This window comes from Gammaproteobacteria bacterium (genome assembly GCA_016199745.1).
Taxonomy (GTDB): Bacteria; Pseudomonadota; Gammaproteobacteria; order Acidiferrobacterales; family Sulfurifustaceae; genus JACQFZ01.
On record JACQFZ010000006.1, the window covers coordinates 30,580 to 49,475 of the forward strand.

Here is an 18,896-nt window from a genome sequence, read left to right on the forward strand (position 1 = left end):
CGATCGGCGGCGTCTATCCGTTACTTCGCCGGCGGGCTCGCGTGCCGACGCACCAGCTCGGCGAACAGCTCGGCCGGAATCGGCTTGCTGAAGTAATACCCCTGCATCTCGTCACAGGCATGATCGCGCAGGAATGTCTGCTGCTCCGACGTCTCCACGCCTTCGGCGACCACGGTTAGGCTCAAGGTCTTGCCCATAGCGATGATCGCTTCGGTGATCGCCTTATCTTCCGCGTCTTGCGGAATTTCGCGGATGAACGAGCGATCGACTTTCAACGTGTCGATCGGGAAACGCTTGATCTGTGCTAACGACGAATAGCCGGTGCCGAAGTCATCGATCGCCAGGCGAACGCCCAGCTGTTTGATCGCGCTCAGTACTTTGAGCGCGCGATCGGAATTCTGCATGACCATGCTCTCGGTGATTTCGAGCTCTAACAGCGTCGGCGCCATGCCGGTCCGCTCGAGCGTGCCGGCGACGTCGCTTACCAGCTCGTCGTCGGCGAATTGCCGCGGCGATATGTTGACCGCCATGCACAGCGGCGGCAAACCTTGGCGTTGCCATTCGACATTCTGCGCACAGGCCGTGCGCAGCACCCATTTGCCCAACGGCACGATGAGCCCGGTTTCTTCCGCCAGCGGGATGAACTGCGCCGGCGCAATCATGCCAAGCTCGGGATGTTGCCAGCGCAACAACGCCTCGACGCCGGTGATTTCACCGCTCTTGAGATTGAGCTTCGCCTGGTAGTGCAGAAAAAATTCGTCGCGTTCGATTGCGCGCCGCAAACTGGTCTCAAGCGCCAGACGCTCGAGCGTGTGCACATTGAGCTGCTCAGAATAAAACTTGTAGTTATTCTTGCCTTCTTCCTTGGCCCGATACATGGCGATATCGGCTTTCTTCATCAGCGTCTGTTCGTCTTGCGCGTCTTGCGGAAACAAACAGACACCAATACTCGCCGTCACCCGGCACTCTTGACCCAGCAAGACGATCGGCTTGATCAGCGCCGACAGGATTTTGCGTGCCACCGTAGCAACATGCTTATCGTCGGTCACCTCTTGAATCAAGACCACGAATTCGTCGCCACCCAGACGAGCGACGACATCGCTCGCCCGCAAGGTGTGTTCCAGGCGCGTGCCCATTTCCTTCAGCAGCGTATCGCCGGCTTCGTGGCCGAAAGTGTCGTTGATGTTCTTAAAACGATCGAGATCGATAAATAACAAAGCGAAGTAGCGGTTGTAGCGACGTGCGGAATGGATCGCCAGGTTCAACATTTCGCTGAACATCGCCCGATTGGGCAAGCCGGTAAGGCCGTCGTGACTCGCCAGATATTCGATGCGCTCGTTGGCGATTTTGCGCTCGGTAATATCGCGACCGATACCGCGATAACCCTTGAGCGATCCATATATGTCGAAGATCGGTCGGCCGCTGATCGACACCCAACATTGCCGGTCTTGGATGTCGGGGAAGCGCATCTCGAAATCGTAAAACGGCTCGTGCTTGGCGAGCCGGGCGCGATGCCGAGACCAATCGTCTTGCGTCAAATTCAGCGCCGGAAAATCCCATAGCGTCCGGCCGATGTAGGAGTTGGCGGCGACGCCAGTTTTCTGTTCCACCGCGCCGGACAGAAAGGTAAAACGAAATTGTTCGTCCTGTTCCCAGTACCAATCGGACGATAGCTCGGTGAGGCTGCGAAAACGCGCTTCGCTTTCGCGTAACACGCGCTCTTCAACCTTGGTGCGTTCCGATAAATCGATGATGAACGATGCGCCCTTCTCCTTTGAGGCACCGGCGTCCCACATCGTACTGCCGATGAGCACCGGTACGCGCGAGCCGTTCTTGCGGATGTATTCCTTTTCGTAGAGCGGCGTGGTGCCGGTGGTCTGCAGATCCACGGTCGCACGATTACTGGCGGCGTGGCCCTCGGGCGGCGTCATCTTCAGCCAATCGACCTTACCGGCGTTCAAATCTTCGCGTGTATAGCCGACGATCTTCAAAAAGGCGTCGTTCGCGTCGGTGATCACGCCGCTTAAGTCTTCATAAAATAAAACGCCGATACGGATATCGTCTACCAAACGCCGAATTCTTACGTCGCGCTCGCGCTCGGTGATGTCCTTGCCGATACCACGATAACCTTTGAAACGGCCGAGCTCATCGAATATCGGATCGCCGCTCAAGCTGACATAGCAAAGTGCACCGTCGCTACTGCGACAAATCAACACCAGATGCGAAAACGGCCGGCGTGCATCGAGCGCCGCTCGCAACTGGGTCCACTGTTCCTCGCTAGCGTAGCTAAACGGCAGCTGCCAATGCGTCTTGCCGATGGCCTCGTTCAATCCAAGCCCGAACTTATCGAGGTTGTTACCGGTGATGCGTGTGAAGCGATAGTGCTCGTCCTGCTCCCACTGCCAGTCGTTTGAATGTTCGACTAAGTACTGGAGACGGTGTGCGACTTCGCGCAACCGTTCCTCGGCCAACGTGCGCTGCCAGAACCGACCGATCTGGCTACCGAGATAAGTCACGCAGTTGATAAGGCGCGCGTCAGGCCGATAGATCTCGTTGCTGAAAAAGGCGAACACACCGACCACTTCGCCCTCGACCAGAATCGGAAAACTAAACGCACCGCTCAGTCCGACCGCCAGCGCCGCGACCGCGCACGGAAACGACGGCGATTGCGCCAGGTCGCGCGCCCAGGCCGTTTCGTTTTGAGTTAAATCGGGCTCGCCGGCCGACGGCGGCGCTAGCGGTATCCACACTTCACGCGTCATCGATTCCAGAAACGTCTCGATGGCGGCGGAGGTGTTCGCCCACGTTTGTGCACAATGCAGCCGGCGACCTTTTACGTCGATGTCCCAGCGCACGCCGCAAGCCCAACCGAGTTGCGCGCAGATCTGATGAATAATGTTCGGCGCGGCTTCGGAAATGCCGCTCGATTCGATCAGGATGTGCGTGATTGCATTGTCGATAGCCAGCCGTCGCTCGATTTCGACGCGCTGGGTCACGTCCTTACCGGTGCCGCAATAACCGGTAAACTGGCCTTGCTCGTCGAACGACGGGTCGCCGCCGACGCATAGGTATTGCAACTCTCCCTGCGCGTTAACGTGTTGATAGACAAAATCGGTGAATGGCTGACGTGCGGCGAGCACCGCCTTGAACGCGTCCCAGCGCCGGTCGTCGGTCAACGGTACGTTACCCGCATCCCAAAATACGGTGCCGATCAAACTTTGGGAGCTGAACCCAGCCCGCTCCAGCGCCTTACCGATGAAATGCGTAAACCGGTATTGGTCGTCTTGTTCCCAATACCATTCCGCCGAACCCGCGAACAGGTACTTTATCTGTAATTCAGATAACTGAAGCGGCAGGCGCTCGGCCGCCGACTTCTTGTTGTCTCTACTGGGTGCCACGATGGATTACGGACCGTTCCGACGTTGACGTCTATATTTAAGATAGCACCGGCGGATGGGCCTATCTTTTAGGGTCCAGTCGCGTGCGCCCGCCCTGATATTCGTCGCAAAAAGTGCTTTTTTTGGCGGTATCGCCCAAAACGCGAGATGACGTGGGGATGCCGACAGCGGGCGCTTAGTAGTGCGGCGGCGGTGTTTCTTCCGAGCGGTCAGCGATCGGCGCTGAAATTCCACGTAGGCGTTCTTGCGCGTCTTTGAGCGCACGCGTCAACCGATCGATCTCGGTTTGTTGGCGCACCAAGGCATCGTTCAGCTCTTGGAGGGCGTGCTCCTGGAAGGCAACACGCGTTTCCAGCTCGACGAATCGTGTTTGCAAATCGGGTTGTTCAGTCATAGTCCGGTCGTTCTAACACGCCCATGGTTGAAAACCAACCGTCGACTAGGCGGATAATTGACGCATCAACGTGCCTTCGGTGATCGTCGACGGATCGGTTTCCGCTGCTCGCAGCAGGGTAATGAGATCATCCACCAGATTTTTTTGTTGGAATTGGCGCGCCGACAACTTCAAGAATCGGATTTGCCGACCTAGAAAAATATTTCACGTCGTCCAATCGATGATGCCGAATGCGTATGAGGACACTGCCATGACCACGATGTATCACGACCGTAACCGCGCGCTACAAGACCGGTTCGATTCACGCCGCCTGGCCGATCGCATCGAGCAGAGACTCGTTCGCGATCGAATTACCGCCGACGACCAGGCCTTCATCGAAAGCCTCGACATGTTCTTTTTGGCGACGGCCGACGCCTCCGGCCAGCCGAGTTGTTCTTATAAAGGTGGCGACCCGGGTTTCGTTCGGGTCGTGGACGAGCAGCAGCTGGCGTTTCCGAGCTACGACGGCAACGGCATGTTTCTCTCCGCCGGTAACGTGCAGGTTAATCCGCACGTCGGCCTGCTGTTCATCGATTTCGAACGGCCGAAGCGATTGCGCGTTCACGGCATCGCCAGTATCGAGCACGACGATTTGCTGCGGCGAGAATTCGTCGAGGCGCAATTTATCGTGCGCATTCGCGTGCAGCAGGTGTTTCCCAACTGTCCGCGCTACATCCATCAATATCAGCGCGGCGAGCGCTCGATCTATGTTCCGCGGCCGACCTGCGCAACGCCGGTCCCTGGCTGGAAACGCGCCGACTGGGCGGCCGATGTCTTGCCCGACCCCGGTAAAGATACGGAACGAAAATAGGCCACTAACACCGCTATAGTCGGCACATGGTTAATGCATCGGCCGACGTCGGCGAAGACCCGCAAAAGCAGCACGCGCTCGATCGAATGAAACGGCGGGCGACGACATTGCTGATCGCCGCCGCCGCCGTGTTCGTTATTGCCTTGGCGATGGAACATGCTTACCCCTGGCTCGGTTACCTACGCGCCACCGCCGAAGCCGCCATTGTCGGCGGCTTGGCCGACTGGTTCGCGGTGACGGCGCTATTTCGGCATCCCAATCCCGCACACAGCGATCGTACCGGCGCGCAAGAATCGCATCGGCCGGGCGTTGGGAAATTTCGTGCAGCAAAACTTCATGGCACCCGAATTAATCGCCAGCCGCTTGCAGACGCTGCGCTTGGGCGAGCGCGCCGCCCGTTGGCCCACAGTGCCGGCGAATGCCGAACGGGTGTCGCGAACCGTCGCCCAAGGTCTGGCCGGCGCCGTGCGTTTGCTGCGCGACGAGGACGTGCAATCGTTGATCGACCAGGCGCTGATTACGCGCCTACGCAACACCAAAGTCGCGCCGCTGCTCGGCGGCGTTCTCGCCCTGCTCACAGCCAACGGCCGCCATCAAGAGTTGCTCGACTATACCGTTAGCCGATGGATGAGCTGAGCGCGAACAACAACGTTCGAGTTGTTGCGACTTCTCTCTTAACCCGTAATAACCGCGTTCATACGCTTTCTATGATCGCGATTCGCCGCCGAACAGCTGATATTTGTAGTGGCGTTGAAATGACACAAGAACAGCCCCGTTGCGCGAAACCGATGAACCCCGTTAGCGTCTGTCAACGGATAACGGCTTTCGCACAGGAGTGCTCAAGATGTCATACGACGACGTGCTCACCCTCCCTTCGACTCATTCCGCGACTGAACACGGCGTCTTTGTAGCGCCGCTGATCGACTCGGCGGCGCTGATCAACTTTTTCGACGAGCAGGGCTACGCCGTTATTCGCAATGTCGTTTCGAAAGAAGTTTGTCGACACGCCATCGAGGCATTCAACCGCGACGTTAAACCCGATAAGCGTTTCTTCAAGCGCCACGAGTCGGGCACTTTCGAGCGACATGTGTTCACCGAAGCCGGATTCATGAAGTACCCGATCATGAATATTCAAGATCTTTCGGGACGGAGACTGGAAGCGTTTCGCCGCGCCGGGCTCGACGTCTTGACCTATCGCCGCCTGCAAGACGTGCTCGCGGCACTGTTCGGCGAGAGCGGCAAAATCATTCATACGATGTACTTCGACGGCAACCAACAAACGTGGCCGCATCGCGGCAGTCATTACATCGACTCCGAGCAAATCGGCCGCATGGCCGGTGTATGGGTGGCGGCCGAGGACATCCATGTCGGCGCCGGCCGCTTTTTTGTGCACGCACGCAGCCATCGCGCTGACATACCGACCGACGGCCAGGATCCCAATGGCCACGACTACAAGCAGAAGCTGGCGGAGTTTATCGACAAACACGCCGCCGAATTTCCGCGCGTTGCGCCGACGCTGCAACAGGGCGACGTTATCTTATGGTCGAGCCTGACGATTCACGGCAGCCTTGCCACCACGACGCCTGAATATTCGCGCCGCTCGTTTACTGCCCATTACATTCCGGCCAGCCACCGCTATCGCTGGATGCAGCGTTTTCCAGGCTCGGATCACAACATCGTCGTCAACGGCGTCGAGATCACGCAGCACTTGGATCAAATGCGCTGGCCACTGCAGCTCGAGCACCGACTCCGCGCCGACTCGCCGCCACTCTATAAGATCTACTATTTGGCCAAGCAGACTCGACGGAAACTGTTACAGACGATAAGCCGGTAACAACAACGGAAGATTGAATCGCCGTTTTCGGCGGTGATTGCTTGCGGTCGTCGCGCTTCAACCCGGGATGATCAACTTGAGTTCCCGAACCACGGGGTTTTCCGGTCCAATATCCAGCGACTGTGGTAAATCGACGCTAATGAATACGGGTGAAACCATAGTTCTAGCCCGTCGGAGTTAAGTCACCCGTCGGGCGACATTGCAAAGCGTGGGAAATTAATTACGCTGAACTCAGGGGTCATGCATCGAGGAGCGAGTGCGCCGATGGAAGAAGACGACAAAAAAACCGTTATCACGAACATGAAAGGCCATTTGCCAGAGGCGGACGTGCCTGCCAAGCAGCAGGTATGCGTCGTCGTCATTGCCGGTGCTACCGCCGGAATGATGTATAAGCTTCCGGAATTAGGCGAACTCTACATCGGCCGTGCCGCCGACGCCGGCATCTGCATCGACGAAGAAGGCGTCTCGCGCAAGCATGCGCGCTTGTCGATCGCGTCGCACCGAGTCATTCTGGCTGACCTGGGCTCGACCAACGGTACTTTCGTCAACGGTACGAAAATTACCGAACGAGCCCTGCAAGACGGCGACAAAATTCAGATCGGTCCACAAACCGTCCTCAAATTTCAGTATCAGGATGCGCTCGAAGAACATTTCCAACGCAAGCTGTTCGACAACGCGGTTAAGGACGGTCTCACCGGCGTCTATAACAAAAAATATTTTCTCGATCGTATCGAGACCGACGTTGCCTACGCCAAACGCCATCAAACGCCGCTCACGCTACTCATTCTCGATATCGACCATTTCAAGAAGGTCAACGACAACTACGGACATCTGGCCGGTGACTACGTACTGAAGGAACTTGCGGTGTTGGTGAAGCGGACTATTCGCAGCGAAGACGTCCTGGCGCGCTTCGGCGGCGAAGAGTTCGTGGTGCTCATGCGCGACGCCGACGACGAGAAGGCGCTGATGCTGGCCGAACGCTTGCGTCGCATCGTTGAGCAAACCGTCGTTACGTATGAAGATAAACGTATCCCTATGACGATCAGCATCGGCATCGGCACGATGAGCGCGTCACCGCAGAACCCGCCGATTCAGAATGCCACTGACCTCGTGAACTGCGCCGACCGCTACCTCTATCAGGCCAAACGCGGCGGACGAAATCGCGTCATCGGCCGAACCAACGATCAATAACAGCGCGCGCTAGCGGTTTTCCAGTCGGTGTATCTAACAGCAACGCGCACCATCCAGTACTTTTACTTCTGAATCACTCCAGTCGCGTTTCCTAACCTGCTTAAAGGTTGGCCGTTTGTTCGCGCAGATACTGCCATAACCTATTGGCGATCGGACCATGCGATACACCGTGGCGGCGAGCGGCGACCAGTTGCAGCTCGCTTTCGGCAAAGTGCTGACCGGCGATCGACAACAAACGGCCGTCGCGAAGCTCCTGCTCGATCAAGAACAGCGGCATGTGTCCCCAGCCCATGCCTTGAAGAATAATTTCTTTCTTCATGAACTGATCGCTGACCGTCCAACGATGCGCGCCTTCGATTAGGAAATAATCGTGCGTTATCGAATGACGTGCGCTATCGCGGATGACACACTGTACGCGGTTTTGCATCTGTTCCGGACTCATTGATCTCGATATCGGAAAAGGCAGAAACCCCGGCGCGACGACGGGCACGAGTCGGACACGCGTGAAATCTATGGACTCGAGGCGTTGGTCGCTTTTATCGATCTGATGCAAAATGAGGTCGGCGTCGCCGTCGAGCAAACGTTCCGCCGGGCCGGCGAGCGCTTCGAAGTGCAAATGCAAGCGGGTATTGGAACAGTCGCTGAAAAACCGTTTCAGCAGCCCCAACGTCTGCGGCAGCGGGCACAAATCGCCGATGACAACGCGTAACTCGCTCTCTTCGCCCTTGGCTAACTGTCCGGCATAGGTACGCAGGTTGTCGAAATGCTGCAACAACAATCGTGCCCGCGGATGAAACGCTGTTCCTTCCTCCGTTAACGTCACGCGATAGCCGCTGCGATCCAACAGTTGCAGATTGAGCCGCTGCTCCAAACTTTTTACCGCGGCATGCACGGTCGGATGCGTACGATGCAGTTTATCGGCCGCCGCCTGGAAACTGCCTTCAGTCGCGACTGCAACAAAGCAGGCCAATTCATGGATCGTCACATCGTTCATATCGTCGGAAATCCCTACAGAGATGTTCAAAAATTCGTAATTTCATCCATCGCTATGCCTGGTTACATTCGCTGCGACAACAACAAGCCTTCGGAGAAAGAGTCGATGCGTGCAATTGTAATTCAACAATACGGTGGGCCGGAGCAATTGATGATCCAAGAACTGCCGATACCAGAACCAAAAGCGGGCGAGGTCGTTATTCGGGTACACGCGTTCGGGTTGAATCGCGCCGAGACCTACATGCGTAAAGGTGCATGGGGCGACGTGGCGCAAGTGAGCGGTATCGAGTGTGTCGGCACAGTTGTGTCCGATTCTAGCGGCCACCTGCCGACAGGACAAAAAGTGGCGGCGCTGATGGGCGGCATGGGTCGCCGCTTCAACGGCAGCTACGCCGAGTTCACGCGCGTGCCGGCAGCGAATGTGGCACCGTTGACATCGACATTGGCATGGGAAGAATTAGCGGCGCTCCCAGAATCATACGCGACCGCTTGGAGTTGTCTGCATCAAAATTTGGCGATCGAGCCCAATCAGACACTGATGATCCGGGGCGCTACATCGGCGCTCGGGCAGGCGGCGCTGAACATCGCGAGACACCACGGTGTACGCGTTATCGCCGGTACTCGCAGTCCCGACAAGTTGCCCACGCTGAAGGCACTGGGCGCAGAATGCGTTTTATTGGAATCTGCCGATCTGGCGCGCGACGTTCGGCAACATTATTCGCAAGGCGTCGACGCCGTTCTCGATATCATCGGCAACAGCACTGTTCTCAATTCGCTCGCGGCGGTGCGCCGACACGGTCGTGTATGTCTTGCCGGATTCCTCGGCGGCGGTACGCCGATTAGTTCATTCGATCCGTTGTCGCAGATGCCGAGCGGAGTACACTTGAGTTTCTTTGCTAGCTTCATGTTCGGCACGCCTGAGTTCCCATTGTCGCAAGTGCCGCTGCAATCTATTGTGGAGCGTGCCGAGAGCGGCGTGTATCGAGCGAAGCCGGCTCGCGTTTTTCGTTTCGACGAGATTCAAGAAGCGCATCGATTAATGGAGACCGATCGAGCGAATGGTAAGTTGGTCGTAAGACTGGCCAGCTAACGAGGTGCAGGTCGCCCGGCACAAAGGCATGATTGTTTATCTACATGGCTTTAACAGCGGCGGTACCTCGGGCAAAGCCGCATGGCTACGCCAGCACTTGCCCGACATTACGGTGTTGTCGCCGACATATCCGGTACAGCTGGCGGATGCGGCGCCAACGTTTTTGCGCAACTACCTAGCGCGGGCGCGGCAGGAGCAACCGCCGGATAAAAGGTTATTGCTGATAGGAAGCTCACTCGGTGGCTTGTGGGCGCGATATCTCGCGCCGGAATTGGGCGCGGGTATCGTCCTGATCAATCCAGCCATGCATCCCGAGACAGATCTATTGTCGGCGGTGGGCCCGAATAAAAACGAGGCGACTGACGAGGAATACATTTTGACCGACGCGCAGGTCAAAGCACTGGCACGGTATCAAATGTCCATGTGCCATCCGAACGTGCCGACGTTGGTACTGCTGGACGAAGCCGACGAGTTGCTTGACTACCGCGAAGCGCAATCGTTCTATCGGGATTGCGGACAGGTGATCGTCTATCCCGGCGGCTCACACCGGTTCGACCATCTACCCGACGCGTTACCGGAGATTCGGCGATTGCACGATAATTTATGAGTGCGCGCGAGCGGTGGATTGGGTAGGCGCTGCTGACGACTGCCTGTTGGCGCGCACCCAGACAACAAGGTCCTTTGGATAAACCATGTGATCGATGGCGGCGTCGTCGATGTCGTGGAGATAAGCCACGGCTCCCGCCTCGAATGCCCAATACAATAGCCAAAGTAGTCACCGTCTGTGCCATTGATAAGCAAATGGCCGTCGTGCCAGGGAGCGAGCTTCATCGCTGGATACCAGGCGTCAACATACTGCTGTAGAAAGTTGAGCGCGCACAAACCTTGCGGTATCCCCGCTTTCGCGGGGGACCCGTCTCGACACCACAGCGGCGAAACGCCACAGCGGCGATTTCCAGGTAGCGCCATTGCAAACCGCTACCTATTACTCCTCTAGCGCATCCCTGCGCTGTATCTCAAGCCGGCGGCGGAGTCACCCGCAGATAGGGCTTAACGGCCTTCCAGCCACCGGGGAATTTTTCTTTCGCCTGCTCATCGCTCACCGATGTTGGAATGATCACGTCCTGGCCGGGTTTCCAATCGGCCGGGGTCGCAACGTTGTGCTTGGCATTGAGCTGTAACGCGTCGATCGCGCGCAGCACTTCCGAGAAGTTACGACCGACCGCCATTGGATAGGTGAGCACGAGCTTCACCTTTTTATCCGGACCGACGACGAACACCGAGCGCACCGTGGCATTGTCGACCGCCGTGCGTCCGGCAGCGTTGCCGCTGGCGTTCGGATGGATCATGCCGTAGAGCTTCGCCACCGTCAGATCGCTATCGCCGATCAGCGGATAGTTCGGCGCAGTACCGGTCGCGTCGCCGATGTCTTTGGACCAGCGCTTATGATCGTCCACCGAGTCGATGCTCAAGCCAATCACTTTGGTGTTGCGCTTGTCGAACTCTGGCTTGAGCTTGGCGACGGCGCCGAGCTCGGTCGTGCACACCGGCGTGAAATCCTTGGGGTGCGAGAACAACACCACCCAGCCATTGCCGATCCAGTCGTGAAAACGGATGTGCCCTTCCGTGGTTTCCGCCTCGAAGTCGGGCGCGATGTCACCGATTTGTATTGCCATAAAAACCTCCTCGTAATCGTTCACGGAAACGCTCGCTTGCGGCGAACGCAGAGGCAGGATGTTACCACTCGCGCTGGGCGCTGCTAGATGAGATGGCTATATCCATATGTGTGTCAGGGTTCATGGGCGAAACATCGCGGCACACCGTTACCGCAACTTTGCCGAAAGCGCCTGTTTCTTGTGCTGAATCGCGAATCTACCGCGACCTGTCGCCCGCATTAAGCGTGCGCGCTTTGGCGCCGCGCAACACGCGATTCAACTCATCGGTATTGGCAGGTTTTACCAGATGCTCGTCGAAGCCTGCCTGCAGCGCCCGTTCACGGTCATCTGACCGACCGTAGCCCGTTAAAGCGATCAGACGCAGTCCCGGATCACCGAGCTTCAGCTTTCGAGCGACCTCGTAACCGTTGATCCGCGGAAGGCCGATGTCGATGAGGGCCACATCGGGGCGCAGCGCCAGTGCCCTCTCGATACCGGTATGTCCGTCCTCGGCTTGGTAAACCTCGTGGCCGGCGATCTCCAGCATTACCCGCAACGATTCGCGCGCGTCGGCGTTGTCTTCGATGATGAGGACGCGGCGCGACACCGGCGGCAAGGGGATGGCCACATCGATCACCGACCGGTCGTGTTGAGGCGGCGCAATGCACGGCAAGCGGACAACAAACAAACTGCCGCACCCAGGCCCGTCGCTGTGGCCCTCGACACGGCCACCGTGCTGCTCGACCAAGCGCTGTACTAGCGTGAGACCGATTCCCAATCCGCCGGCACCGCGATCGATACTGCACGCTCCCTGAGTAAAGAGATCGAACACATGTGGCAACAGATCAGACGGGATACCAATGCCATTGTCCTGCACACGAATAACGGCGGTATCATGCTCGCGCTGTGCCGATACGCGGATCGTACCGCCTGCCGGCGTATATTTAAGAGCATTGGTCAGCAGATTCGTGATGATTTGATCGAGGCGGGCGTGGTCGACATTGGCCCATACGGATTCAGTGTGAACGTCGATAGCGTGCGAACGACAACGACCGGCATCGGTGAGCGCCGCCACGCATCGTGCGAGCGCTTCGCCTACGCACATGGGCCGCCGCACCAGAATGTTTTTTCCCGATGTCACGCGCGTAACATCGAGAAGATCGTTCATCAAGCGTGTGAGATGGTCGGTCTGGCGGCGGATGATGTCCAACACACGGTCGGGAATCCCTTCGGCGGAATTTCGCGTGCGGTACAACACGCTGGTCGCATTGCTGATCGCCGATAGCGGGTTACGTAACTCGTGACTCAACATGGCGAGGAATTCGTCCTTGGCGCGGTTCGCAGCTTCTGCTTCCGCGCGAGCGCTGCGCTCCGACGCATGTGCGCGCAGTTGTTCGGTGACATCGTTGTATACCGCAACGGCACCGACGACCTGACCCGCGTCGCGCAATGGTGTCGAGTGAACACGGACAGTCACGCGCGAACCGTCGCCACGGATGAAATCCATGTCTTCGTCGGCGACGACTTCGCCGTCATGTACGGAACGCGCAAGCGGCCATTCATCCGGCGTGTAGGGACAGCCGTTCGGGTGAAAGCCTTGCCACTTGCTGTAATCGGCACACGAATCCGTTTGCACGAACGGTCGTCGATGAATTTTCTCCACCTGCTTATTGGCATACACCAATCGGCCCGATGGCGCTTCGGCAATTATCACGGCGGCCTGCATCTGCTGCAGTACGGCTTCGAGCCACACATGTTGGCGCTCGGCAGCCGCGCGCAACGCTTCGCGTTCGATCACGCCGCGCTGGCGCTCCATGACCAGCGCGGCGATAGGTAACGTCGTTACGGCAATCGTCCCCATGAAAACCTGTAACAGCAGCAGCGACTCGTTGCGTGTTAACAGGGCGAACGGCCCGTAACCATAGCTCGTCGCCAATGTCGCGATTAACGTCAGTAACGCCACCGCGGCGGTGACCTCGCGTTGGCCAAAACGAAACGCCGCCCAAACGAGCGGCGGCAGACATAGAAACGTCAGCGGATATTTGCTGAACACCGGCGCGACGAACAACAGCACGCCGACAGCGACGACGACCACCAACATCAGCATCGCTTCGAGCAATCGACCGCTTCGCAAAAAATCGCGAGCATTGTTGTGCCAGTGCATCAATAGCGGTGTAACGATCAAAGCACCGGCGGCGTCGCCCAGCCACCACGTTAGCCAAATGGGCGCAACGTCGCTCCATTGCGCGTAACCACCGAGCGTTAAACTCGATACGCCGACGGTGGCGCTCACCATTGTGCTGAATAAAGCGGCAAGCCCAACAAATATGAAAACATTTTTTGCCCGTTCAAAGCAGGCCGGTCCGCCGGCAAAGCGGTTAACGAGGTAAGCGCCGGTGATTCCTTCCAAGGTGTTGCCGAATGCGATCGCAAGCGAAGTGAGGCTGACACCCGTCGTGGTGACGTTGACGACGAATGCGCCCAGGAGAATCGCCGGCCACACGCGGTAACCGAAAATCAGAACGGCGGCGAGAGCAATTCCGGTGGGCGGCCAGACGGCGGAGGCGCTGCGGTGTACGGCGGCGAAATGGAGACCGAACTTACCGGCGAGGATATAAACGACTGCCAGCGTTGCGATCAGTAACGCTGGCTGCGCTCGTCGTTGCAGGCGGCCGACGACAGGGTCGCGATCTCGCCCGAGTAATACCGGCGGGCGGGCTGCGGGCGGCTGCTTGTGACCAGCGCATAAGAAATCAAAGCGCATGCTTGTCACCTCGAGTAGCACACTGTATGGCTGACTCGTGTCACCGGTCCGGCCCGGAAAGCGTCTCGTGCCATTCCATTGTCGCGAGGAGGGAGGTTACTTTATCACGCCCATTCTGTTCGTCCAGCCTGCAGCGAACGAAACTTGGAAACGATAGCGGGTCTAGAAATACACGGCCGCCCGTCGGTGCCCATTTCTTTGAGGCGGCCTGTTATTTGCGTTAAAAATTGCCGACCGCGCGATGGCTCGCCACCGTCGTCATAAACCCCGCCGCCGAATCTGTCATTGCTCCGTCATCGACAGCCACTACCTTAAGTGCGCGCATCACATTGCGTCTTGCATATACGATTGCGATCACACCGAACGCAACACTCGATGCATTCGTCAGCAACAATCAACCAAAGGATCGAACTCATGACACTTACCAACGAAGTTGTCGGAATTGGCATCAGCTTGTTATGCGCCACTCACTTTGCACTCGCGGATTCGAATGGAAACGGCGACGAAGCAGGTAACGGACGATTCTCGTTCGCGCTTTGGGGCGACCTGCCCTACGCCAAGAGCAATGATGAAACGAAGATCGCCGCCTTAGTCGCTAGCATGAACGCGCAACACCTAGCCTTCACCGCGTTCGATGGCGACACTAAAGACGGTAGCTCGCTTTGCACCGACGACGCCATCGGCGCGCAAGCCAGCGCCCGCCTCGACCAGCTCGCAGCACCGACGATCTATGTGCCCAGCGACAATGAATGGACCGACTGTCACCGCATCAACAACGGCGGCTATAACGCCCTGGAACGCTTGAGCTACATCCGTGCCAACTTATTCAATTCACCGACCAGCTTTGGTCAGAAAAAAATAACACTCGATCATCAAGGCCCGCTGGGCGGCGCTTACAGTGAAAATACTCGCTGGATCCGCGCCAACATCGTATTCGTCGGCCTGAACGTTCCCGGTAGCAACAATAATAAAGTCAACGACGGCGCCTGTGTAAGCTCGAAAAGCGTGCGTACCCAAGCCGATTGCGACGCCGATAACGCCGAGTACGCAGAACGTAATGCTCGCAACATCGCGTGGCTGCAAGAGGCGTTTGCGATTGCCAAACAACGTCACTCGCCCGGACTAATGATCGTCATGCAAGCCGACCCCGGCTTCGATCTGCCTGAAACCGAAGCCGTCAATGAGCGCAATTCAGCCGAGGTTAACGGCTACACCGACTTTCTCAACGCTGTCATCGCCCAGACGCAAAGCTTCGACGGTCAGGTGGTTCTGGCCCACGGCGATACACATTTCTTCAAAATCGACAAGCCGCTCATTCAGCAAGCCGAACTCGTTAAGAATTTCACCCGGGTTGAAACATTCGGCAGTCCGAATGCGCATTGGGTAAAGGTCACCGTCGCGCCGAAGAGCCGCAACGTGTTTCACTTCGAGCCGGTGATCGTGCCGGAGAATTAAGTTTTTGTAGTAGATGCTGTATTGCCCGGTGCCCAGCCCTTCTCCGCGACAACGCGGGGAAGGGAATAAAGGTGATTCTGAAAGGCGGTGTACTGGCACCGTTATTGGCAGCGGCACTGTTCACGGCATTCGTGGCGTTGTGGTTTTTGTTGCCGCGTCTGAATAAGGCGGCGGATCGGTAGCGCTAGTGCACGGTTTTGTCGTCTTTGGCGATACGATTTTTTGAACTATCTCACTCTAAATATTCTACGTTCCACCGCAGGTACAGTGCATACGCCGCCGCCTTCATGGCGTATTTGTCGGCGTAGTCTTTGGGATCCAGTACGTCGTATACGTAAAAATTGACGCGATTATTTACCGTGGTCGACATGTGCCAGATTTTCTGTGGCAGCGTATCGACCGACGGCCATTCGAAATCCTCTTGCGCTTCACAATGAACAAACACCGGCAGAATCGGCGTGCCGGTGCGAATCGACACTTCGAACGCGCCGGACTTGAACTGGCTGTAGAGCCGCCGACCCTTACAGCCGCCCTCCGGGTACAACGCAATGTTGCAGCCGGCGTTGACCGTGTTGACCATTGTCTGGATCGACAAGCGACGCGACGTCGGGTCGTCGCGATCGACATATAACGTTCCGCCGAGGCGGGTGATGCGGCCGGCGATAAACCAGTCTTTCACCTGCCGCTTGGCCAGCGACAACACGTTGAACAACGCCGGGATACCGATGTCTTCCAACGCTCCCGGGTGATTCGCGATCAAAATAAACCGCGCGGGTAGGTCCTTGAGATTTTTCTGATGTAGTCGCAAATCGACATCGAGCGCGCGCACGAACGCACGGCACCAGGCGCGGAACAACCAAACCACCGGACGTGTACCACGTACCGGTAGCCATGACAGTAGATACATCAGTGCGGTGAATACAATGAAGTCGACCCAACCGACGATCTTTCGCAAAAGACGCAGCAACAGCAACATAGTTATTATCCCGTCAGAGAAATGACATTAAGGCGCAGTGCTTCTCACTTCACATGCACTGACTCAGCGGCGGCCGTTGCTTGCGCCGAAGGAACGAGCCAACCGCGATAACGCACAATGAGCCCGGTCCACACATGCGCGATTTCGACATGGAAGTTGAATCGGCCGTTCTCGACGAATTCATAAGACCGCCCGGTCGGCGCTAACGCCGGCGGCAATGGAAATCCGAACACGCTCCAACGCCGGACGACAAGATTGAGTCTGTTCGCCTCGACGACCAACGCTAAGCCGAAACTGAAAGGACCGAACTTTTCGCAGATGAGCCTCTCGGAACGACCTGTGCCTTCTGTTTGCAAACTGAAAAATGATTTTCCGGCAAAGGTTCGGCGCCAAACTTCGCCGCCTTTCTTGCATTCAAAGATGACTCTAGCAGGAACGTTCTGTCCGTCATTGGGAAAACCGATCAACGCACCCACGAGCCGCGAAAACGCACCGCGTCCGCGTTCTACAGTGGCAACACCTTCTGCTTCTAAGCCGTCGGTGCACTGATGCATCAGCCGTATCGGCCCCGGCAACGACGCCCAAGCATCGCCCAGAGCTCGCTGATACAACGGTAATCGCTGTGCCCCGAGCCGCTGCTCGCGCTGACCGGGATAAATCGTTCGGCGACTGAAAAGAGCTTCATAGTCTTCGAGCTCCAGCTCTTTCGTCGCCGGCCGTGCGCCACTGACCGGCGCCGTTCCGGCCAACGATCGGCGGATGATCGCCTCGATAGCCATCGACGGAATGAGCGGACCATCGTTGCCTTCGGCCAACAAATGCCATGAACGCTCGACACGATTTCCACCGCGATCGACGCCTTCGACCGAAACGAACATACCGCCGCGATGCTCGCCCCAACGGACGACGTTAATGACGCGGTAAAACAGCGAGGCGAACGGTGTCAGCGACGGCAAAAGTTTTAAACGCACCAACCACGCCAATCCATTCAGCATTCGCTGCAGGATTTCCGGAACTGGACCCGCTCCCATCCAAATCGAATCTAACTCTGGCCATAAGTCCGGCAATGTCTGCAGATCTGGAACATCGACCAACGAGAAACGGATATTTCGTAACGGCAAACGTCCCGGCGGTGCGATCGTGTAGCGCATCGTCTCGGTGAGCGCATAACCTCGCGCCTTGCGGCCACCGCGGACCAACGTCACCGGCTGACCGGAATAACTAGCGATCGCGCGAATGACGTTTAAGCCAACGCCGGCATACGGCGACGGCGCGATTCCGCTCTTGATCGCGGTGACGCGTATCATGTCATGCGACAACCGTCGCACGACTGCCGCCGTTAATACCGGAAAGCTGCTGACGCCCGACAACACATAAACATTTCGTGTTTTGGCCGCTGTGTCGAATTGAGAAATGCCTTTGACGAAATCGGACCCGTCCGCCAAATCAAGGTAGTGAATCTTAAGCGCGAGACACGCCTGCACGACGCGATAGGGATGATCGCCGTACGATTGGAAAGGCCCGGTGGCATCGACCACTACATCCGGCTTGATCGCTGCAAGCTGGCGGTCGATATCGCCATCGCGCTCGAACGACAACGCGATCTTGTGCGCGCCGGACGGCAGACTGTTGCAGAATGTCTTGGCCTTTTGCGCCGAGCGACCGGCAATGAACAGCGTCAGCCGCGGCTCATCCGCGAGGAGCTGCGCCAGGCGCCCGCCGAAGGTGCCGTAACCGCCGAGAATGAGAATACGCAATGGCGTAGCCCTTATCGCAAGAACCGATCTTCGTGACCAGGCTCAACGAGATAGCACGTTGTCCTACGCCCAAAAAGACGCAACCGATTTCGCGCGATGAAGGCATAAAGCCGGTCTCGTATCGCTAACGGCAAAATTCGCAACATACCCGTGAGCGACCACGGAAAGCCGAGCGCCTGCGCCATGCGAATCGAGCCTTCCGATTTAAACCAAGCGAGACCATCGGCAATGAGAATATTCGTCTCGTAATCTTCCGGATCGAGTCCATAGTGCAGGTAAATGGCGCGGCCGAGCACCGACTGTGCCGGCAACAACCGAAAGAGTTTTTTTCGGTCATGACACAATACGAAGCGCGCCCAACCGGAACAAAGCGCGCAATAGCCGTCGAAAACGATAAGGGGACGATCGTCTGGGAAATCGGGTACGGCGGAATCTGTTCGATAGCTATAGGCGCCGTGCATTTTTATAATGTAGCCTGCTTGGGATCGTTTCTTCTGGCTATTTTTAGATTCACTCTAGGCCATCGCTGGCCGCACGAA

The 18,896-nt window shown here is 57.3% G+C and carries 15 protein-coding genes and 1 pseudogene; 7 read left to right on the top strand and 9 right to left on the bottom strand.

The genetic code is table 11. The features are described from left to right. Nucleotides 1–20 precede the first annotated feature (20 nt). Together HY308_01575 and HY308_01580 are read right to left on the bottom strand one after the other, a co-directional pair. The gene (locus HY308_01575; protein ID MBI3896968.1) at nucleotides 21–1,796 is read right to left on the bottom strand and encodes an EAL domain-containing protein; all 1,776 of its coding nucleotides are present in this window, start codon (nucleotides 1,794–1,796) and stop codon (nucleotides 21–23) included. A 1,777-nt stretch (nucleotides 1,797–3,573) separates the two neighbouring features. Then, nucleotides 3,574–3,792 (bottom strand): SlyX family protein, encoded by a 219-nt coding sequence (locus tag HY308_01580; GenBank protein ID MBI3896969.1) that lies wholly within the window; start codon nucleotides 3,790–3,792, stop codon nucleotides 3,574–3,576. A 250-nt stretch (nucleotides 3,793–4,042) separates the two neighbouring features. On the opposite strand from HY308_01580, the gene HY308_01585 reads away from it, so the two are divergent. From HY308_01585 to HY308_01600, 4 genes are all read left to right on the top strand, one after another. Next, entirely contained in the window at nucleotides 4,043–4,642 is a 600-nt protein-coding gene (locus HY308_01585) for a pyridoxamine 5'-phosphate oxidase family protein (protein ID MBI3896970.1), read from the top strand. 336 nt (nucleotides 4,643–4,978) lie between these two features. Further along, nucleotides 4,979–5,278 (top strand): DUF445 family protein, encoded by a 300-nt coding sequence (locus HY308_01590; protein ID MBI3896971.1) that lies wholly within the window; start codon nucleotides 4,979–4,981, stop codon nucleotides 5,276–5,278. A gap of 208 nt (nucleotides 5,279–5,486) precedes the next feature. After that, a complete protein-coding gene (locus HY308_01595) occupies nucleotides 5,487–6,476 on the top strand; it encodes a phytanoyl-CoA dioxygenase family protein (protein ID MBI3896972.1) in 990 nt (329 codons plus the stop codon). 264 nt (nucleotides 6,477–6,740) lie between these two features. Next, complete coding sequence (locus HY308_01600) at nucleotides 6,741–7,667, top strand: diguanylate cyclase (GenBank protein ID MBI3896973.1); 927 nt, start codon at nucleotides 6,741–6,743, stop codon at nucleotides 7,665–7,667. A 100-nt stretch (nucleotides 7,668–7,767) separates the two neighbouring features. Here the strand turns inward: HY308_01600 and HY308_01605 are convergent, their stop codons facing one another. Then, the gene (locus HY308_01605) at nucleotides 7,768–8,661 is read right to left on the bottom strand and encodes a LysR family transcriptional regulator (protein MBI3896974.1); all 894 of its coding nucleotides are present in this window, start codon (nucleotides 8,659–8,661) and stop codon (nucleotides 7,768–7,770) included. A 105-nt stretch (nucleotides 8,662–8,766) separates the two neighbouring features. Between HY308_01605 and HY308_01610 the strand changes: the two genes are divergently transcribed. Together HY308_01610 and HY308_01615 are read left to right on the top strand one after the other, a co-directional pair. Next, entirely contained in the window at nucleotides 8,767–9,750 is a 984-nt protein-coding gene (locus HY308_01610; protein MBI3896975.1) for a zinc-binding dehydrogenase, read from the top strand. Between the two features lie 28 nt (nucleotides 9,751–9,778). Beyond that, nucleotides 9,779–10,357: a hypothetical protein gene (locus HY308_01615; GenBank protein MBI3896976.1), complete on the top strand. Its 579-nt coding sequence runs from the start codon at nucleotides 9,779–9,781 to the stop codon at nucleotides 10,355–10,357. Here the strand turns inward: HY308_01615 and HY308_01620 are convergent. The 3 genes and pseudogenes from HY308_01620 to HY308_01630 all read right to left on the bottom strand — a co-directional run bounded on the left by HY308_01620 (nucleotide 10,352) and on the right by HY308_01630 (nucleotide 14,169). Then, nucleotides 10,352–10,719: pseudogene (locus HY308_01620) on the bottom strand (DUF1911 domain-containing protein). The gene HY308_01615 and the pseudogene HY308_01620 sit on opposite strands and share 6 nt — an antisense overlap. Nucleotides 10,720–10,766: 47 nt before the next feature. Beyond that, nucleotides 10,767–11,426, bottom strand: a complete 660-nt coding sequence (locus tag HY308_01625; GenBank protein MBI3896977.1) for a peroxiredoxin — start codon at nucleotides 11,424–11,426, stop codon at nucleotides 10,767–10,769. Between the two features lie 196 nt (nucleotides 11,427–11,622). Continuing rightward, nucleotides 11,623–14,169, bottom strand: a complete 2,547-nt coding sequence (locus HY308_01630) for an MASE1 domain-containing protein (GenBank protein ID MBI3896978.1) — start codon at nucleotides 14,167–14,169, stop codon at nucleotides 11,623–11,625. Nucleotides 14,170–14,583: 414 nt separating this feature from the next. On the opposite strand from HY308_01630, the gene HY308_01635 reads away from it, so the two are divergent. Then, nucleotides 14,584–15,624 (top strand): hypothetical protein, encoded by a 1,041-nt coding sequence (locus tag HY308_01635; protein MBI3896979.1) that lies wholly within the window; start codon nucleotides 14,584–14,586, stop codon nucleotides 15,622–15,624. A gap of 232 nt (nucleotides 15,625–15,856) precedes the next feature. Here HY308_01635 and HY308_01640 read toward each other — a convergent pair whose 3' ends face one another. From HY308_01640 to HY308_01650, 3 genes are read right to left on the bottom strand one after another with little or no spacing between them, the layout of a single operon-like run. Beyond that, nucleotides 15,857–16,600, bottom strand: a complete 744-nt coding sequence (locus HY308_01640) for a 1-acyl-sn-glycerol-3-phosphate acyltransferase (protein MBI3896980.1) — start codon at nucleotides 16,598–16,600, stop codon at nucleotides 15,857–15,859. A gap of 44 nt (nucleotides 16,601–16,644) precedes the next feature. Continuing rightward, nucleotides 16,645–18,357 (bottom strand): DUF4166 domain-containing protein, encoded by a 1,713-nt coding sequence (locus tag HY308_01645; protein MBI3896981.1) that lies wholly within the window; start codon nucleotides 18,355–18,357, stop codon nucleotides 16,645–16,647. An 11-nt stretch (nucleotides 18,358–18,368) separates the two neighbouring features. Continuing rightward, complete coding sequence (locus HY308_01650; GenBank protein MBI3896982.1) at nucleotides 18,369–18,818, bottom strand: DUF393 domain-containing protein; 450 nt, start codon at nucleotides 18,816–18,818, stop codon at nucleotides 18,369–18,371. Nucleotides 18,819–18,896 lie beyond the last annotated feature (78 nt).

Coding starts and splice junctions, on each gene's coding strand:
- HY308_01575 (MBI3896968.1), bottom strand. CDS start 1,796: ATGTGGGACGCCGGTGCCTCAAAGGAGAAGGGCGCATCGTTCATCATC.
- HY308_01580 (MBI3896969.1), bottom strand. CDS start 3,792: ATGACTGAACAACCCGATTTGCAAACACGATTCGTCGAGCTGGAAACG.
- HY308_01585 (MBI3896970.1), top strand. CDS start 4,043: ATGACCACGATGTATCACGACCGTAACCGCGCGCTACAAGACCGGTTC.
- HY308_01590 (MBI3896971.1), top strand. CDS start 4,979: ATGGCACCCGAATTAATCGCCAGCCGCTTGCAGACGCTGCGCTTGGGC.
- HY308_01595 (MBI3896972.1), top strand. CDS start 5,487: ATGTCATACGACGACGTGCTCACCCTCCCTTCGACTCATTCCGCGACT.
- HY308_01600 (MBI3896973.1), top strand. CDS start 6,741: ATGGAAGAAGACGACAAAAAAACCGTTATCACGAACATGAAAGGCCAT.
- HY308_01605 (MBI3896974.1), bottom strand. CDS start 8,661: ATGAACGATGTGACGATCCATGAATTGGCCTGCTTTGTTGCAGTCGCG.
- HY308_01610 (MBI3896975.1), top strand. CDS start 8,767: ATGCGTGCAATTGTAATTCAACAATACGGTGGGCCGGAGCAATTGATG.
- HY308_01615 (MBI3896976.1), top strand. CDS start 9,779: ATGATTGTTTATCTACATGGCTTTAACAGCGGCGGTACCTCGGGCAAA.
- HY308_01625 (MBI3896977.1), bottom strand. CDS start 11,426: ATGGCAATACAAATCGGTGACATCGCGCCCGACTTCGAGGCGGAAACC.
- HY308_01630 (MBI3896978.1), bottom strand. CDS start 14,169: ATGCGCTTTGATTTCTTATGCGCTGGTCACAAGCAGCCGCCCGCAGCC.
- HY308_01635 (MBI3896979.1), top strand. CDS start 14,584: ATGACACTTACCAACGAAGTTGTCGGAATTGGCATCAGCTTGTTATGC.
- HY308_01640 (MBI3896980.1), bottom strand. CDS start 16,600: ATGTTGCTGTTGCTGCGTCTTTTGCGAAAGATCGTCGGTTGGGTCGAC.
- HY308_01650 (MBI3896982.1), bottom strand. CDS start 18,818: ATGCACGGCGCCTATAGCTATCGAACAGATTCCGCCGTACCCGATTTC.